The sequence below is a fragment of the Caulobacter sp. ErkDOM-E genome, assembly GCF_048541895.1.
Classification (GTDB): Bacteria; Pseudomonadota; Alphaproteobacteria; order Caulobacterales; family Caulobacteraceae; genus Caulobacter.
Window position 1 is genome coordinate 1,783,457 of record NZ_CP183331.1, and the last position, 15,349, is coordinate 1,798,805.

Here is a 15,349-nt window from a genome sequence, read left to right on the forward strand (position 1 = left end):
GGGTCAAGTGGGGGCTGCTTGACGCCTCCGACGGGCGCCTTCAAATGAACCGCCCACAATGGGGTGACTGTGACGGCAGCGACCCGCCTATGGACGATAACGCCGCCTACCTTCAGCGCCTTGAGACCCTGCGGGCCGGTGTCGATCGCCGCCTGGGCGAGCTCGCGCCAAGGCTCGGCGCGGCGCCGGATCGCCTGGTCGAGGCCGTGCGCTATGCCTTGCTGGCGCCCGGAAAGCGCTTCCGGCCGATGCTGACCCTGCTGTCCGCCGCCCAGTTCGGCGCGGACGAGGGCGCGGCGCTGGATACGGCCTGCGCCTTCGAGATGGTGCATGCCGCGTCGCTGATTCTGGATGATCTGCCGGCCATGGACGACGCCGGTCTGCGCCGGGGCCTGCCGACCATCCACCGCGCCTTTGACGAGGCCACCGCCGTGCTGGCGGGGGTCGGCCTGCTGAACCAGGCCTATGCCGTGGTCGCCGCCGATGCACGGCTGGACACCGCGCTGCGGGCCGAGATCGCCGGGCGCATCGCCGGCTCGGTCGGCTTTTCGGGTCTGATCGCCGGTCAGGCGCGGGACCTGTTCGATCGCGACCAGCTGCGCGACCTTCCGGCGCTCGACCGCCTGAACCACGAAAAGACCGGCGTGCTGATCATGGCCGCCGCCCAGTCGGGCGCCCGGATCGCCGGAGCCCCCGACGAAGCCGTCGCGGCGGTGGGCGAATTTGGCCGGCGCATGGGCATGGCCTTTCAGATCCGCGACGACCTGATCGACGCCGAGGGCTCGGTCGAAGGCGCAGGCAAGGACGTGGGCAAGGACGCCGCGATGACCACGGCCGTCTCGCTGCTGGGGATCGCCGGCGCGCGGGCCGCCATGGAGGCCCACCTCGCGGCCGGCCGGGCGGCGCTGGACGCTGTCGGCGGCTGCGACCTCGTGGCCGGCTATGTCGGCCGCCTCTTCGCCGGACGCAAGGCGGCGGCTTGACCGTGTCTCCCATTCTGACGGTGTCGGGCGTGACCCACGCCTACGGCGACAGGACCGTGCTTCGGGGCGTCGACCTGACCCTGGAGCCCGGCGAGATCTACGCCTTGCTGGGTCCCAACGGGGCCGGCAAGACGACCCTGATCAAGAGCATCTGCGGCCGCTTCCGGCCCGACGGCGGCGAGGTTCGGCTGAACGGCCAGGACCCGGCGCGGGTCAGCGCGGCGCGGGCCAGCCTGGGCCTGGTGCCGCAGGAGATCGCCCTCTACGCCCACCTGACCGTGGCCGAGAACCTGGCGGCGTTCGCAAGCCTTGCCCAGGCGCCGCGCCGGACCATCCCGGCCGCCGTGCAGCGGGCCATGGAACTGACCCGCACCGTCGACCGCGCCCATGTGCCGGTGCGCCACCTGTCGGGCGGCTATCAGCGCCGCGCCAACATCGCCGCCGCCATCGTCCATAAGCCGGCCCTGCTGATCCTCGACGAGCCCACGGTCGGCGTCGACATCGACGCCCGCGAGGCGCTGGACGCGGTGATCCGCGGCCTGCGCGACCTGGGCGTGGCGGTGCTGCTGACCACTCACGACCTGGAACAGGCCGGCGCCCTCGCCGACCGGGTCGGCTTTCTGCGCGAAGGCTCCCTGGTGCTGGAAGGTCAGCCCCGGACCCTGATCGCCGAGGCCTTCGGCGCCCAGATGGAGGTGCTGGTCGAACTGTCTGGCGAGCCCGACGCCGCCGGCGAGGCGCTGCTGATCGCGGCTGGCCTGGCCAGAACCGCCCATCGCGCCAGGCTGTGGACCCGCCTGGATGTCGACGGCTACGCCGCCGCCGGCCGGCTGGACAAGCGGCTGCGCAAGGCTGGACTGATCCCGCGCGAGATTCGGGTTCGCGAGCCGTCGCTGCAGAACCTGTTCAGCCTGGTGGCCGAGCGGAAGCTGGCCGCATGATCCGCCTTGAAATGACGCTGGCCATGGTGCGGGTCATGGCGCTGGAGCTGTGGCGCGATCGTGCGGCCCTGGTGATGACCTTCCTGCTGCCGCCGCTGGTGTTCCTGATTTTCAGCTCGGTGTTCGCTGGAGCGACCGGCGAGGACATCAAGCCCAAGCTGGCCATGGTCGATCTGGTGCGCACCGAGACCTCTGGCCGGGTCGCCGGAGCCCTGCTGGCCAGCTCCGAGATCCGCGCCGAGGCGACGACACCCGCCACGGTCGAGGCCGTGCGGGCGCTGGTGAAATCCGGCCAGGCCGATGTGGGCCTCGTGATCCGCGCCGATCCCGCCGCGCCGGGCCGGCCGTTCCTGATCATTGCCGATCCCGGCCGCGCCGTGGCTGCGCCCCTGACCCAGGCCCGGGTGCAACTGGCCATGGCCCGCGCCGCGCCCGACGCCGCCCTGCGCCGCAGCGTCGACCAACTGACCCCTGCTCTGGGGGCCCTGACGCCCGCCCAGACGGCGAGCCTCGACGCCGCCGCCGCCGCGCTGAAGGCCAAACCGCCCGCTGTCACCGGCGGCGACCTGTTCGACCGGGAGGACCTGCTGGGCGCCCGGAAGGGCGGGGCGACCATCGCCTATTACGCCGGGGCGGTGATGATCCTGTTCGCCCTGTTCTCGGCCATGCAGGGCGCGCTGGGCCTGATGGAAGAGCGCCGCACCGGCGTCGCCGACCGTCTGCTGGCCGGCGTGGCGGGCATGGGACCGGTGGTGACCGGAAAGTTCGTTTTCCTGGTCGGGCAGGGGATCGTCCAGGCCGTGGCGATCTTCGCGACCGCCCAGATCGTCTATGGCGTAGCCGTGGTCGAGCATTTCGGCCTGTGGCTGCCGACGACTCTGGCGACGGCGGTCTGCGCGGCGGGTCTGGCTCTGGGTCTGGTTTCGGTGTGCCGGACGCGCGAGCAGGCCCAGATGCTGTCGACCTTCGTCATCCTGGTGCTGGCCGCGATCGGCGGCAGCATGGTGCCGCGTTTCCTGATGCCGGCCTGGCTGCAGACCGTCGGCTGGTTCACGCCGCATGCCTGGGTGATTGACGCCTATCAAGGCGTCCTCTGGCGCGACGCGTCAGTGTCGCAGGTGTATAAGGCTTGGGGCGTGCTGACCGCCGCCGGCCTGACCGGTCTGGCGCTGGCCCAGACCCTGGCGCGACTGTCGCGTCGATAGGACCCGTGATGACGACCCTGGCGCTTGATATCGTGCTGTTCCTGGCGGCCTTCGCCTTCATGGAAGGCTTCGCCTGGGTCACGCACCGCTATGTGATGCACGGCTTTATGTGGGTCTGGCACAAGTCGCACCACGAGCCGCGCGAAGGCCTGTTCGAGCTCAACGACCTGTTCGCTGTGGTCTTCGCCGCCCCGGCCATCGTGGCGATCTATTTCGGGGTGCACGGCACGCCGTGGCTGCTGCCGGTGGGGCTGGGGATCACCGCCTACGGCTTCATGTATTTCGTCTTCCACGACGGCATGGTCCACCGGCGCTTCAAAACGCCATTCGGCAAGTCAGCCTTCTGGAAACGGGCGATCCAGGCCCATCGTATCCATCACGCCGTCCACACCAAGGAGGGCGCGGTGTCGTTCGGCTTCCTGTGGGCCAAGCCGGTGCGGGAACTGAAGGCGCAGTTGAAGTCGCGCGGCGTCGAGGCCTAGATCTTCGACCACATGTCGGGGCGCGCCGGCGGCTGGATCAGCCGATCCAACAGGGCCGAACGCAGGGCGATGACGCCGCCTTCCAGCGCTCGCCAGGCCTTCATCCGGCCGCTGACCACAACGCGTTCATCCCAGGCCTTGTCGCCGACCTTGACCACGTCCAGCCCGATCTGCCGATAGACGCCCCGCGCCGCTGCAATCGCCCAGGCGCAGCGGACCGGCAGGTCGCGCAGACCCCAGCGGGCCGAGGCGTAATAGGGCTCGGCGGCGTCGACGAGGCGCCTGGCCATCACCGCGACCGCAGCGCGGTGGGCGGGATCTGCCACGGCTGTCTCGGGTATGCCCAGCTCCGCCAGCCAGGCGCGCGGCACATAGATCCGGTCGTTGCGGGCGTCCTCGACGATGTCGCGGGCGATATTGGTCAGCTGGAACGCCAGGCCCAGATCCTGGGCGCGGCGCAAGGTCGACAGCGCGTCGGGCTTCGTGCCCATGACCAGGGCCATCATCGTGCCGACCACGCCGGCCACGCCCCAGCAATAGTCGAGCAGCTCGTCCAGCGTCTGATAGCGCCGGCCTTCGACGTCCATGGCGAAGCCGTCGATCATGTCGAGCGCGTAGCGCTCGGGGATCTGGCGGCGCCGGGCCACGGTCTGGAAGGCGGCGAACTGCGGATCGCTGGGCGGCTCGCCGGCCAGGGCGGCGCGGGTCTGGGCGTACAGGGCGGCGAGGCGCGCCGGAGCGTCCTCGACCGGGCTCATGCCGTGGCCCAGGGTCTGGCCGTCGATCACGTCGTCGCAGTGCCGACACCAGGCGTAGAGCATCTCGGCGTCGGCCCGGGTTTCGGGGTCGAACAGGGCGGCGGCGGCGGCGAAGCTTTTGCTGCCCTTCTGGATCGCCTCGCGGCTCTGGGCCTCTAGATCGCTCACGCGGCTTGAGTCGCGAAGTCGTCGATCATCAGCCCGGCCGTGGCCTTGGCCGAGCCAACGACGCCAGGAATGCCTGCGCCCGGATGGGTGCCGGCCCCGACGAAATAGAGGTTGGGAATGACGTCGTCGCGGTTGTGGGTGCGGAAGAACGCGCTCTGGGTCAGCAACGGCTCCAGCGAGAAGGCTGCGCCGTTCCACGCGTTGAGCTCGGTCGTGAAATCGTCCGGCGTGAAGATCCGGCTGGTCACCAGATCGCGGGACAGATTGGGGATGTAGCGATCCTCCAGATACTTCAGGATCCGGTCGCGATAGGCGGGCCCTTCCTTGGACCAGTCGATCTCGGCGGTCTCCAGATTGGGCACCACCGACAGGACGTAGAAGCTGCTGCAGCCGGGCGGGGCCATGCCGGGATCGGTGGCGCACGGGGAATGCAGATAGAGCGAGAAATCGTCGGACAGGGTGTCCTTGTTATAGATGTCGCCGATCAGCTCCCGATAGCGCGGACCAAAGCAGATCGTGTGATGGCGGATCTCGGGATGCTCGGCCTTGAGCCCGAAATAGATCACGAACAGCGAGGGGCTCCAGCGCTTGCTCTCCAGCGCCTTGCCCACCTTCTTGCCACGCGGATCGTCGACCAGCAGGTCGCGATAGGTGTGCATCACGTCGGCATTCGAAGCGACGGTGTCAAAGGCTTCGAAGTCGCCGCCGGAATTGATGATCCCGGTGACGCGGCCGTCACGGGTCGTGATTTTCTGGACGGGCGCGTTGAGCCGGATCGTGCCGCCCAGGTCTTCCAGCAGACGCACCAGACCACGGATCAGCGCGCCGGTGCCGCCGCCCGGGAACCAGACGCCGCCGCGACGCTCGAGTGCGTGGATCAGGGCATAGATCGACGAGGTGGCGAAGGGGCTGCCGCCGACCAGCAGGCTGTGGAACGAAAGAGCCTGGCGGACATGCTCGTCCTTCACGAACGACGAGACCTTGTCATAGACGCTGCGCCAGGCCTGCAGCTTCATCAGGGCCGGGGCCGACGAGATCATGCTGCGGATGTCGAGGAACGGCACGGCGCCCAGCTCGACATAGCCCTTTTGATAGAGCTCCTCGGAATAGGCGTGGAACTTGCGATAGCCCTCGACATCGGCCGGATTGCGGGCGGCGATCTGGCGGTCCAGCTCGGCCTGGTCGTTGACGTAGTCGAACACGTCGCCGTCTTCCCAGACCAGCCGGTAGAACGGGTTGACCGGCAGCAGCTCGACATAGTCCTCGATCTTGCGACCGCTGATCGTGAACAGCTCCTTGAGGCAGTCGGGATCGGTGATCACGGTCGGGCCGGCGTCGAAGATAAAACCCTCGTCCTCCCAGACGTAGGCGCGGCCGCCGGGCTTGTCGCGACCTTCGATCACGGTGACGTCGAAGCCGGAGGACTGCAGGCGGATGGCCAGGGACAGACCGCCGAAGCCGGAGCCGATAACGGCCGCGCGCGGCTTTGGAACACTCATACTTTGTCCTCAATCACTGAGCTCTCGCCCAGATACCCTAGGGCGGCGACGATAGGTACGGGCGGTTTGCCCATCAGGACGCGGGCCCGATCAAAAGGAGTCAGGCGCGCCGCGTAGAAGCGTTGGATCAATGGAGCGCCCAGACGGTAGAAACGCTCTAGGACCTTATAGCGCTGGTCCGGCGCGCAGGCCCTGAACAGCATGCGATTGAGCAGACGGAAGAACCGTCGGCGGCGCCAGGCCGCTTTGGAGTGGGCCTCGGCGCAGGTGCGGACGTGGGCGCTGGTGATGTGGGGCAGGGCGGCGATCTGTTCCGCCAGCCTGGCGGCGTCGGGCAGGGAATAGCCCGTGGTCGGCTGGAAGAGCGCAGCGCGCAGACCCACCTCCGCCACCTGGGCGCGGGCCTCGCGCCAATAGGCGTCGATGTCGCCCGCCAGGGCGATGGGCAAGACGCCATGTTCCTCGCGCTCGACCTTGGCGATGGTCCAGCCCTGCTGGGCGGCATAGGCGGCTATGGCGGCGCGAACATCGGCATGATCGAGGGCGTCACCGTCGCTGTATCGGGTGTCCTCGATCAACAGGCGGGTGGAGTCGAGCGGCAGGACATAAAGGAAACGATAGCCGTCCAGTTGCGGCACGGTGGCGTCCATGACGATAGGGCGCGTCAAGCCATGGGGCTTTGACAGGCGTACGCCCTGGCCCAGGAACTTCTGCCATCCCAGCACAAGACTGCGACTGCGGCGCGGACCGCGCCCGTCGATGACGGTGGCGGCGGTGATGCGGCGACCGTCCGACAGGGTGACCTGATGGGGCGATACATCCGAGACCGTTGCGCCCAGCCAGACGTCGCCGCCTAGGGCGGTCGAGACTGCCTCGTGAAGGCGCTGAGAGGTAATGGCCAGATAGGCCGTGTCCAGGGCGCGCCGATGGGCTGGGAAACGAACCTCGTAACCCGACCAGCGATGCACGACCAGCGGCCGCAGCCAGCCACCGATCGCGGGGCTGACATCAGTCTCAAAGTGACACCAGGTGTGCTCGCCGCCGATTCGCTTGTCGCGCTCCAGCAGGATCACGCGCAGGTCAGGGCGCAGAGCCCTCAGGCGCAGCGCGATCAGGCCATTGGCCAACCCGCCGCCCACGAGGACGACGTCGGCTCTGTAGGTTGAAGACGTGGACGCCATGCTTGTGCGTCTAACATGATTGTGCGGTCGCCACGCCAGCGTTGCGCCCATCAAAATGACCGGCTAGGCACGGCGAACTGGAGCGTTGCAGCCGAAATTGTGAGCGGTTTCGGCGCCTGCCACGCTCCGCATGTTTGGTTTGGAGCCTTTAGCCAAGGCTAAAGGATCTGGGAGGCGCCCATGTCTGAGGCCAGGATCATTGATGGCAAGGCCTTCGCGGCCGATCTGCGCGAGCGGGTGGCCGAGGATGTGAAGGCCTTGAAGGCCGATCACGGCGTCACGCCCGGCCTGGCCGTGGTTCTGGTGGGCGAGGATCCCGCGAGCCAGGTCTATGTCCGCAACAAGGGCGAGCAAACCCTGGCGGCGGGCATGTATTCGGAGACCCACCGTCTGCCGGCCGATGTCAGCCAGGACGCGCTTCTGGCCCTGGTCGGCAAGCTGAACGCCGATCCGGCGATCCACGGTATTCTCGTACAGTTTCCAGTGCCCGATCACCTCAAGCAGGCCGATATCGTCGCGGCGATCTCGCCTGACAAGGACGTCGATGGCCTTACCGTCACCAATGCCGGTCGTCTGGCCAGCGGCCTCCCGGCCCTAACGCCCTGCACCCCGCTGGGCTGCATGATGTTGCTGAAGGATGTGCTGGGTGATCTGCGCGGCAAGTCGGCGGTCGTGATCGGCCGGTCCAATCTGATGGGCAAGCCGATGGCCCAGATGCTGCTGGCCGCCGACTGCACCGTCACCATCGCCCATTCGCGCAGCGTGGATCTGCCCTGCATCGTGCGTCAGGCCGATATCGTCGTGGCCGCTGTGGGGCGCGCCGAGATGGTCAAGGGGGACTGGATCAAGCCGGGCGCGGTGGTCATCGATGTCGGGATCAGCCGCTTTCCGTCGCGTGATCCGGTTGCGGCCGCTGCGGGCAAGACCCGGCTGGTCGGCGATGTCGCTTTCGACGAGGTCAAGGCGGTGGCTGGCGCCGTCACACCGGTGCCGGGCGGGGTGGGGCCTATGACCATCGCCTGCCTGCTGGCCAACACCGTTACGGCCGCCAAGCGACTGCACGGGATCGACGCCTGATGCGCCCCGCATGGTTCCTGATGCTCGCGGCCTTGTCCCTGACCGCTTGCGGCGAGACGATTCCGCCGGCCCCGACGCCGGAGCAGGCCCTGCTGCTAAAGCCGGCCGACGCCAAGCTGGCGGGGCTCTACGAGACGTCGTGCAAGGCCTGCCACGCCATGCCGGGAACGGGCGCGCCGCTGGTCCAGGATCGCGCCGCCTGGGACCCGCGCTGGAAGCAGGGCGAGGCCGTGCTGCTTGACCATACCATCCAGGGCTTCAAGGCCATGCCGGCCTCAGGTCAGTGCGTGGCTTGCGCGCCGGCTGATTTCCAGGGCCTGATACGATTCATGGCGGGGCGCGAAGACCCCGCTTAAGCGGGGGAAACGCATGATCTCGAGACGAGGCGCTCTGGTCGCGGGCGGTACGGGCGTTGCGGTGGTCGCCGCCGGCGGCGCGGGTTTTGTGGTGGCCACCCATGAAAAGCCCGAGCCGTTGGCTCCAGCCTCCGTCAATGCTGACGGCAAGCTGCTGTGGCGCAACTGGTCCGGGGTTCAGACCGCCTATCCCTCGGCTCGCCTCGCGCCGAAGGACGAAGCCGAACTGGCCCTGATGCTCAAGACCGCCGCAGCGCCGATCCGGCCGGTGGGGGCAGGGCATTCCTTCACAGCCCTGGCGCCGACCAGCGGAGCGCTGGTGTCACTGGACGCCATGTCCGGCGTGGTCGGCTGGGAGGGTGACGAGGCCGTGGTCCTGGCCGGCACGCGACTCGGCGCGCTGGGCCCTGTCCTGGCGGCCAAGGGGCGGGCCATGGCCAATCTGCCCGATATCAACAAGCAGTCCCTGGCCGGCGCCCTGGCCACGGGCACCCATGGCACGGGCGTCAAGCTCCAGGCCCTGCATGGCGACGTCACGGCCTTGCGCCTGGTGACGCCGAGCGGGCGTGTGATCGACTGCGACGCCACCCGTGAGCCTGAAGTCTTCCAGGCCGCCAAGGTGTCTCTGGGCGCGCTGGGCGTGATCTCTCAGGTCAGGCTGAAGACGATTCCCAATCGCCGGGTGCGTCGCCGCGTCTGGATCGAGCCGTTTGGCGACGCCCTGGCCAAGGCGGAGTCGCGTTGGGCGGCGCATCGCAATTTCGAGTTCTACGCGGTGCCGTTCACGGGGCTGGCGGTAGGGATCAGCCATGACGAGACTGACGATCCGGCCGAGGCGAGGGGCCCCGATCAGGACACCGCATTCCTTGACGCCCTGAAGGGCATGCGAAATCTGCTCGGCTTTTCGAGCCCATTGCGCAAGGCGGCGGCCAGGGCGCTGCTGGCTGGCGCGAAACCCGAGACTGCGGTCGATGAAGGCTGGAAGCTCCTCTCCACCGAGCGGCCTGTTCGCTTCAACGAGATGGAATTCCATCTACCGGTCGAGGTTCAGCTCAAGGCTCTGGAAGAGGTGGTCGCGACCATCGAGAAGGAGCGTCCCGATGTCTTCTTCCCGATCGAGGTGCGCCGTATCGCCGCCGACGACGCGTGGCTATCGCCATTCCACGGCGGGCCGCGCGGGTCGATCGCCGTGCATACCCACTACAAGGATGACTTTGCGTTCCTGTACGATCTGATCGAGCCGATCTTCCGCCGCCATGGCGGCAGGCCGCACTGGGGCAAGCTGCACAATCTGCGCGGTCAGCATCTGGCGGCGCTGTATCCGCGCTGGAACGATTTCCTGAAGGTGCGGGCCGAGCTTGATCCGGAGGGGCGGATGCTCAATCCGTATCTGAAGGGGCTGTTCGGACTGATCTGAGGCGTTCAGGCCTTCAGATATTCCGTAACCCGGCCTTCGAGTTCTTCGGCGAGGGCCTTGCCGACGGGGTGCGTGTCGACCTTGATGTCGCCGCGCACCGCCGCCTTGATGGCGTCGATATGGGCGTCCACCAGGAACATCGGCGCAGACAGTCGCGTCTCGGGCTCGTCGATCAGCTTGCACAGCGAGGCGGCCATGCGGGTGATCAGCGGGAATTCGTAGGTGGCGCCCAGACCCTTCAGGTCATGCGCACGAAGATACAGGGTCTCGACCGTGATGGCGGTCAGGCCTTCCGTCTTGACGTCCTGCCGCGCGGCCTCGAGCTTGGTGATTTCGTCCTGCAGCCACTGGGCGAAATTGCCGGACAAGCTCTTGAGAGCAGCCTCGGCCTTGGCGATCGCGGCCATGTCGATGCCGCCGCGTCCGCCCACCTTAAGCTTCAGCATGTTGGGCACTTGGATCACTTCGGCGGTGGGCTTAGTTGTCAAGATTGCCTCCCCGGCGGCGGATATTTCGAGAGCGTTATCATAGCAGGCGTTAACAACGAATGAGACCTGCGTTTCTCTGCGGCGCAACGTCTCAGGCGGAGAACTGTTCTGCGAGTACGCGTTCATCAAGGCTGCGACCGGCGTCGAAGAGCATCGCCAGGCTGGTGCCGCGGTCTTCAGAGATATGGACTTCGAGCACGTCGCGAACCTCGAAGTTATCGGCGACGGCGCTGACCGGGCGCTTGTCGGCCTCGATGATCTCGAAGGTAATGCGCGCCGAGCGCGGCAGTAGGGCCCCGCGCCAACGCCGGGGACGGAAGGCGCTGATCGGTGTGAGCGCCAGGACCTGACCGCCGATGGGAATGATCGGTCCGTGAGCCGAGAGGTTATAGGCTGTCGACCCGGCCGGCGTGGCGATCAGGGCCCCGTCGCAGACCAGCTCGCTCATCCGCACCTTGCCGTCGATCGAAATGCGCAGCTTGGCCGTCTGGCGGGTCTGGCGCAGCAGCGAGACCTCGTTGATCGCCAGGGCGCGGTGGTTGCGACGATGGGAGTCGATTGCGGTCATGGCCAGGGGGTGGATTACGGCGCGCTCGGCGGCGTTGATCCGCTCCAGCAGGCCGTCCTCGCTGTATTCGTTCATCAGGAAGCCGACCGAGCCGCGGTTCATGCCGTAGATCGGTGTCTGGCTGGCAATGGCGCCGTGCAGGGTTTCCAGCATGAAGCCGTCGCCGCCGAGAGCCACGATCACCTGAGCTGACTCCTCGCCGACGTCGCCATAGCGGGCGATCAGGCGATCTCGCGCCTCCTCGGCTTCGGGGCGATCACTGGCCTTGAATGTCAGGCGAGTCAGGAAGGGCTGTGGCTGGTACATCGGGCCCAAGAGGCGCGAAGCCTCCCGGCTTGTCAAACGGCGCCGACGGCCTGTCGGAAAGCCATTCCGGCGATGTCAGGCGTGAACGGGCCAAAGGCGCTGCCGGCGCGTCTGGCGCCCTCGTCGCCGCCGCCGGGGCGACCGCCGTTCAGCTGGCGCACATGTTCCAGGATGGTCGGAAACACGCTGCGATCGATGCCGACCGCCGAGCAGGCCAGGGCCAGAAGTTCTGGGCGATTGCTATCGATGGCGCGGCGGATCTGGGGGGATTCGAAGCGGCCCAGACGTGCAAGGGCCGTAACAAACAACGTCAGGCGGCCTTCGCGCAGCACCCGCAGCAGGTAGCCGGGCCGCAGTTGCCCGGCAGCATCGAGCTTTTCGACAAGCGAGCGCTCCATTTCCGCGCGATCTTCGTCCGACTCGATACCCCCGTCCTGGGCCGGGCCGTCACCGCGATGGGCAGCCCGGAGGGTTTGGTCGAGAGCGAGCGCAATCGTTTCGGGATCGAGATGGAAGCGGCTCGTAAGGGCGTCGCGCAGGGCGCTTCCGACCCACAGATAAAGCTGTTCAGCCAATTCGCTGGAAAGCAGCGGATGACGCGCCAGCGGAGAACGCAGGGCGACGATGTCCTTGGCGCGCCCGACAAGGCGACGCAGACTGTCGGGCGAGAGTTCGGCGGTGTCGTTGCTGGCCAGGGCCGTCAGGACAGCGTGCTCGTCACGGGCCAGAATGGCTTCGACCACAGAAGCCGACAGGCGCGGGCGTCGCGCGACCTCGATCTGATGCTCCAGGGTGGCCTGAACCATCAGGCGAATCAGGTCGTGATCCTGCAGCACCTGACTGCGGGCGATGATCGGGCGGGCGATCTCGATCTCGTCGAGCGCCAGGATGTTGATCAGGGCCGACGGCGCCCAAGGCGCGTCGGCCAGGCGTTCAGACAGACGCTGGCGAATGTCGCGCTCGGCTTCGACGACCAGAGTCATGAAGATGGAGTCGAGCAGGCGCTGGATATCGGGATCGGTCGGGGCGCCGGCGGACTGGCCAGCTTCGCAAAGTTCAATGATGCCAGTGAGCAGCCGTTCGCGATCGCCCGGATCGCGGCTGCGCGCCAGTGTCAGAAGCTTGGCGGTTTGGACGGCTTGGATGACCAGCCTCCTCGAATCCCGAATTGTGTGAGGATGACCTTGCTGTCAGCAAATGAAAACATGCTTAAACAGGGCTGCCCAACAGTCGATTAAGAACAGCGGCGAGTTGTCACGGGCGAAGCTTGAGGACGGGAGGCGCGAGCATGGCTGAACAACTGATTCTGGCCCTGGATCAGGGCACAACCAGCACCCGTGCGATACTGTTCGATGCGACAGGCGGGGCCCTGGCCGATGCGACGCGGCCTTTGCGGCAGAGCTACCCTGCCGACGGCTGGGTGGAGCACGACGCCGAGGAAATCTTCGCGGCCTGCGTGGCTGTGATGAGAGAGGCCATGGAGACGTCCGGTCGCGATGTCGCCGACGTCGTCGCCATTGGCGTGACCAACCAGCGCGAAACGGTGGTGGTCTGGGACAAGGCGACGGGGCGACCGATCCATCCGGCCATCGTCTGGCAGGACCGGCGCACGGCCGACGCTTGCGACCGGCTGCGCGCGGCCGGCCATGAAGCGCAGGTCTCCCAAGTGACAGGGCTACTGCTGGATCCTTATTTTTCGGGCGCCAAGATCGCCTGGATCCTCGACCGCGTGCAGGGCGCCCGGGCGCGGGCGGAGGCCGGCGAGCTCCTGTGCGGGACCATGGACAGCTGGGTGATCTGGCGGCTGACGGGTGGAAAGGTCCACGCCACCGACGCCACGAACGCTTCGCGAACCCTGTTGTTCGACATCGAGGCCCAGGCGTGGTCGCCGGCGATGCTCGACCTTCTCGACGTGCCGGACAGCCTGCTGCCCAGGGTTCTGGACTGCGCTGACGACTATGGCGTCACGACGGTCGACATTCTGGGCCGTGAGGTGCCGATCCGGGGCGTTGCCGGCGACCAGCAGGCGGCGCTGATGGGGCAGGGCTGTATCCTGCCTGGCCAGATGAAGGCCACCTACGGCACCGGCTGTTTCATGCTCATCAACACCGGCGATACCCGCCCGGTATCGCGTTCGCGCCTGCTGACCACCGTCGCGGCGCGGGTCGGCGGCAAGACGACCTATGCGCTGGAGGGGTCCATCTTCGTCGCCGGCGCGGCCATCCAGTGGCTGGGCGAGGGGCTGGGGATCACCGGCGGTCCGCGCGCCGCCGAGGCGCTGGCGCGAGCGGCCAAGCCCGACCACAGCGTTGTGGTGGTGCCCGCCTTCACCGGGCTGGGCGCGCCTTGGTGGGACGCGGGCGCCCGGGGCGCGATCTTCGGGCTGACGCGGGACGCAGGCCTGCCGGAGATCGCGGCGGCCACCTATGATTCCTGCGCCCTGCAGAGTCGCGACCTGATCGAGGCCATGCGCGCCGATGCTCCGGAAGCTTTCGGAGAGGACGCCCAGCTCCGGATCGACGGGGGCATGTCCAAGAGCGCCTGGTTCTCGCAGCGACTCGCGGACCTGACGGGCATGCAGGTCCAGCGGGCCAGCTATCTGGAAACCACCGCCTTGGGTGCGGCGCTGTTCGCGGGCCTGGGGGCCGGCGTCTATGCCTCGCTGGAAGAGGCCGCCGCCGCGCGTCCTGCTGCCGAAGGTTTGATCCCATCCATGCCCTTGCATCAGCGCGAGGCGGCCTATGCGCGTTGGCTGGACGCGGTGCCGCGCGTTCGCAGCTGACTTTTTTGACCCTGACGCATAACGCGGGTCGCCAGGGCCGGGGCCTATTGCTATGACATCGCTGTCATAACATGAGGACTCAACCGCATGACGCCGACGCGCCGTTCCATCACCCTGGGGGCCAGCGCCGCCGTTTTTGCAGGAGGGATTTCCGTGTCCGCTCAAGCCGCTCGCCCCACGATCGGAAGCATCCGCCGCCTGTCTGCCGCGCTCGATGCGGTCGTCGCTTTGGACGCCAGGATCGAGCCATTGGCGGACGGCTTCGTCTGGTCTGAAGGGCCGGTCTGGGTGAGGGATGGCGGCTATCTCGTCTTTTCCGACGTACCGGCCAACACGATGTATCGCTGGAGCGAGGCGGACGGCGCGAGCGTGTTTCTCAAGCCGTCGGGCTATGACGGCCCGCCGACCAAGGCGTTCCGCGAGCCTGGCTCAAACGGCCTGGCGCTGGACGCTTCGGGCGCGCTGCTGGTCTGCGACCATGGGAACCGGGCGATTTCCAGAGTCGATCTGAAGACCAGGCAGAAGACGATCCTGCTTGACCGCTATCAAGGCAAGAAATTCAGCAGTCCCAACGATCTGGCTGTCGTCCAGACGGGGGCAATGGCCGGTGCGATCTATTTCACCGATCCGCCCTATGGGCTTGAGGGCATGAACGACTCGCCGCTGAAGGAGATGGCGTTTAACGGCGTCTATCTGCGGCGCCCCGACGGCTCGGTCGTTGTGGTCGATGACAAGCTGACCTTCCCCAATGGACTTGCGCTGACCCCGGATGAGAAGCGGCTCTATGTCGCCGTATCCGATCCTGATGGGCCGGTGATTATGGCCTATGACCTGGGCGATGACGGCCTGCCGGTGAAGCGCCAGCTGTTCTTCGATGCCATGGCCCTGCACAAGGCCGGCGGCGCGGGCCTGCCGGATGGCATGTGCCTGGACACCGGGGGCCGCCTCTACGCCACGGGCCCTGGCGGTGTGCTGGTGATCACGCCAGCCGGCCAGTTGATCGGCGTCATCGACGCGGGTCGCCCCGTCGCCAACTGCGCGTTCGGCGAAGACGGCCACACCCTGTTCCTGACCGCCGACGACATCCTGGCCAGGGTGCGCCTGAAGACAACCGGCCTGATCTAGGCGGCGGAGCTTC

General features: G+C 67.4%; 15 protein-coding genes. 9 read left to right on the forward strand and 6 right to left on the reverse strand.

From position 1 onward, the window contains the following. Positions 1-89 precede the first annotated feature (89 nt). From ACN2C7_RS08765 to ACN2C7_RS08780, 4 genes are read left to right on the forward strand one after another with little or no spacing between them, the layout of a single operon-like run. Positions 90-983: a polyprenyl synthetase family protein gene (locus ACN2C7_RS08765; RefSeq protein ID WP_419321130.1), complete on the forward strand. Its 894-nt coding sequence runs from the start codon at positions 90-92 to the stop codon at positions 981-983. A gap of 2 nt (positions 984-985) precedes the next feature. Next, entirely contained in the window at positions 986-1,924 is a 939-nt protein-coding gene (locus ACN2C7_RS08770; RefSeq protein WP_419321439.1) for an ABC transporter ATP-binding protein, read from the forward strand. Beyond that, entirely contained in the window at positions 1,921-3,129 is a 1,209-nt protein-coding gene (locus ACN2C7_RS08775) for an ABC transporter permease (protein ID WP_419321131.1), read from the forward strand. Before ACN2C7_RS08770 ends, ACN2C7_RS08775 begins: the two co-directional genes overlap by 4 nt. 8 nt (positions 3,130-3,137) lie before the next feature. Next, a complete protein-coding gene (locus ACN2C7_RS08780; protein WP_419321133.1) occupies positions 3,138-3,611 on the forward strand; it encodes a sterol desaturase family protein in 474 nt (157 codons plus the stop codon). Here the strand turns inward: ACN2C7_RS08780 and ACN2C7_RS08785 are convergent. From ACN2C7_RS08785 to crtY, 3 genes are read right to left on the reverse strand one after another with little or no spacing between them, the layout of a single operon-like run. Beyond that, positions 3,608-4,537: a phytoene/squalene synthase family protein gene (locus ACN2C7_RS08785; RefSeq protein ID WP_419321134.1), complete on the reverse strand. Its 930-nt coding sequence runs from the start codon at positions 4,535-4,537 to the stop codon at positions 3,608-3,610. The genes ACN2C7_RS08780 and ACN2C7_RS08785 overlap by 4 nt on opposite strands. Continuing rightward, positions 4,534-6,036, reverse strand: coding sequence for a phytoene desaturase (locus ACN2C7_RS08790; RefSeq protein ID WP_419321135.1), 1,503 nt, complete (start codon positions 6,034-6,036; stop codon positions 4,534-4,536). Before ACN2C7_RS08790 ends, ACN2C7_RS08785 begins: the two co-directional genes overlap by 4 nt. Further along, on the reverse strand, positions 6,033-7,217 hold the full coding sequence (gene crtY, locus ACN2C7_RS08795) for a lycopene beta-cyclase CrtY (protein ID WP_419321136.1): 1,185 nt from the start codon (positions 7,215-7,217) through the stop codon (positions 6,033-6,035). Before crtY ends, ACN2C7_RS08790 begins: the two co-directional genes overlap by 4 nt. 180 nt (positions 7,218-7,397) lie before the next feature. Between crtY and folD the strand changes: the two genes are divergently transcribed. From folD to ACN2C7_RS08810, 3 genes are read left to right on the forward strand one after another with little or no spacing between them, the layout of a single operon-like run. Then, entirely contained in the window at positions 7,398-8,294 is an 897-nt protein-coding gene (gene folD / locus ACN2C7_RS08800; RefSeq protein ID WP_419321137.1) for a bifunctional methylenetetrahydrofolate dehydrogenase/methenyltetrahydrofolate cyclohydrolase FolD, read from the forward strand. Further along, positions 8,294-8,650, forward strand: a complete 357-nt coding sequence (locus tag ACN2C7_RS08805; RefSeq protein ID WP_419321138.1) for a c-type cytochrome — start codon at positions 8,294-8,296, stop codon at positions 8,648-8,650. Before folD ends, ACN2C7_RS08805 begins: the two co-directional genes overlap by 1 nt. A gap of 13 nt (positions 8,651-8,663) precedes the next feature. Continuing rightward, entirely contained in the window at positions 8,664-10,067 is a 1,404-nt protein-coding gene (locus ACN2C7_RS08810; RefSeq protein ID WP_419321139.1) for a D-arabinono-1,4-lactone oxidase, read from the forward strand. Positions 10,068-10,072: 5 nt separating this feature from the next. On the opposite strand, the gene ACN2C7_RS08815 is transcribed toward ACN2C7_RS08810, so the two are convergent. The 3 genes from ACN2C7_RS08815 to ACN2C7_RS08825 all read right to left on the reverse strand — a co-directional run bounded on the left by ACN2C7_RS08815 (position 10,073) and on the right by ACN2C7_RS08825 (position 12,547). After that, positions 10,073-10,555, reverse strand: a complete 483-nt coding sequence (locus ACN2C7_RS08815) for an Hpt domain-containing protein (RefSeq protein WP_419321140.1) — start codon at positions 10,553-10,555, stop codon at positions 10,073-10,075. Between the two features lie 91 nt (positions 10,556-10,646). Beyond that, complete coding sequence (locus ACN2C7_RS08820; RefSeq protein ID WP_419321141.1) at positions 10,647-11,429, reverse strand: NAD kinase; 783 nt, start codon at positions 11,427-11,429, stop codon at positions 10,647-10,649. A 32-nt stretch (positions 11,430-11,461) separates the two neighbouring features. Continuing rightward, positions 11,462-12,547, reverse strand: a complete 1,086-nt coding sequence (locus tag ACN2C7_RS08825) for a DUF2336 domain-containing protein (RefSeq protein ID WP_419321440.1) — start codon at positions 12,545-12,547, stop codon at positions 11,462-11,464. A gap of 170 nt (positions 12,548-12,717) precedes the next feature. Between ACN2C7_RS08825 and glpK the strand changes: the two genes are divergently transcribed. Together glpK and ACN2C7_RS08835 are read left to right on the forward strand one after the other, a co-directional pair. After that, positions 12,718-14,211: a glycerol kinase GlpK gene (glpK, locus tag ACN2C7_RS08830; RefSeq protein ID WP_419321142.1), complete on the forward strand. Its 1,494-nt coding sequence runs from the start codon at positions 12,718-12,720 to the stop codon at positions 14,209-14,211. A gap of 153 nt (positions 14,212-14,364) precedes the next feature. Further along, positions 14,365-15,336: an SMP-30/gluconolactonase/LRE family protein gene (locus tag ACN2C7_RS08835; protein ID WP_419321143.1), complete on the forward strand. Its 972-nt coding sequence runs from the start codon at positions 14,365-14,367 to the stop codon at positions 15,334-15,336. The last annotated feature ends 13 nt before the right edge of the window (positions 15,337-15,349 follow it).

Coding starts and splice junctions, on each gene's coding strand:
- ACN2C7_RS08765 (WP_419321130.1), top strand. CDS start 90: ATGGACGATAACGCCGCCTACCTTCAGCGCCTTGAGACCCTGCGGGCC.
- ACN2C7_RS08775 (WP_419321131.1), top strand. CDS start 1,921: ATGATCCGCCTTGAAATGACGCTGGCCATGGTGCGGGTCATGGCGCTG.
- ACN2C7_RS08780 (WP_419321133.1), top strand. CDS start 3,138: ATGACGACCCTGGCGCTTGATATCGTGCTGTTCCTGGCGGCCTTCGCC.
- ACN2C7_RS08790 (WP_419321135.1), bottom strand. CDS start 6,036: ATGAGTGTTCCAAAGCCGCGCGCGGCCGTTATCGGCTCCGGCTTCGGC.
- crtY (WP_419321136.1), bottom strand. CDS start 7,217: ATGGCGTCCACGTCTTCAACCTACAGAGCCGACGTCGTCCTCGTGGGC.
- folD (WP_419321137.1), top strand. CDS start 7,398: ATGTCTGAGGCCAGGATCATTGATGGCAAGGCCTTCGCGGCCGATCTG.
- ACN2C7_RS08805 (WP_419321138.1), top strand. CDS start 8,294: ATGCGCCCCGCATGGTTCCTGATGCTCGCGGCCTTGTCCCTGACCGCT.
- ACN2C7_RS08810 (WP_419321139.1), top strand. CDS start 8,664: ATGATCTCGAGACGAGGCGCTCTGGTCGCGGGCGGTACGGGCGTTGCG.
- ACN2C7_RS08820 (WP_419321141.1), bottom strand. CDS start 11,429: ATGTACCAGCCACAGCCCTTCCTGACTCGCCTGACATTCAAGGCCAGT.
- glpK (WP_419321142.1), top strand. CDS start 12,718: ATGGCTGAACAACTGATTCTGGCCCTGGATCAGGGCACAACCAGCACC.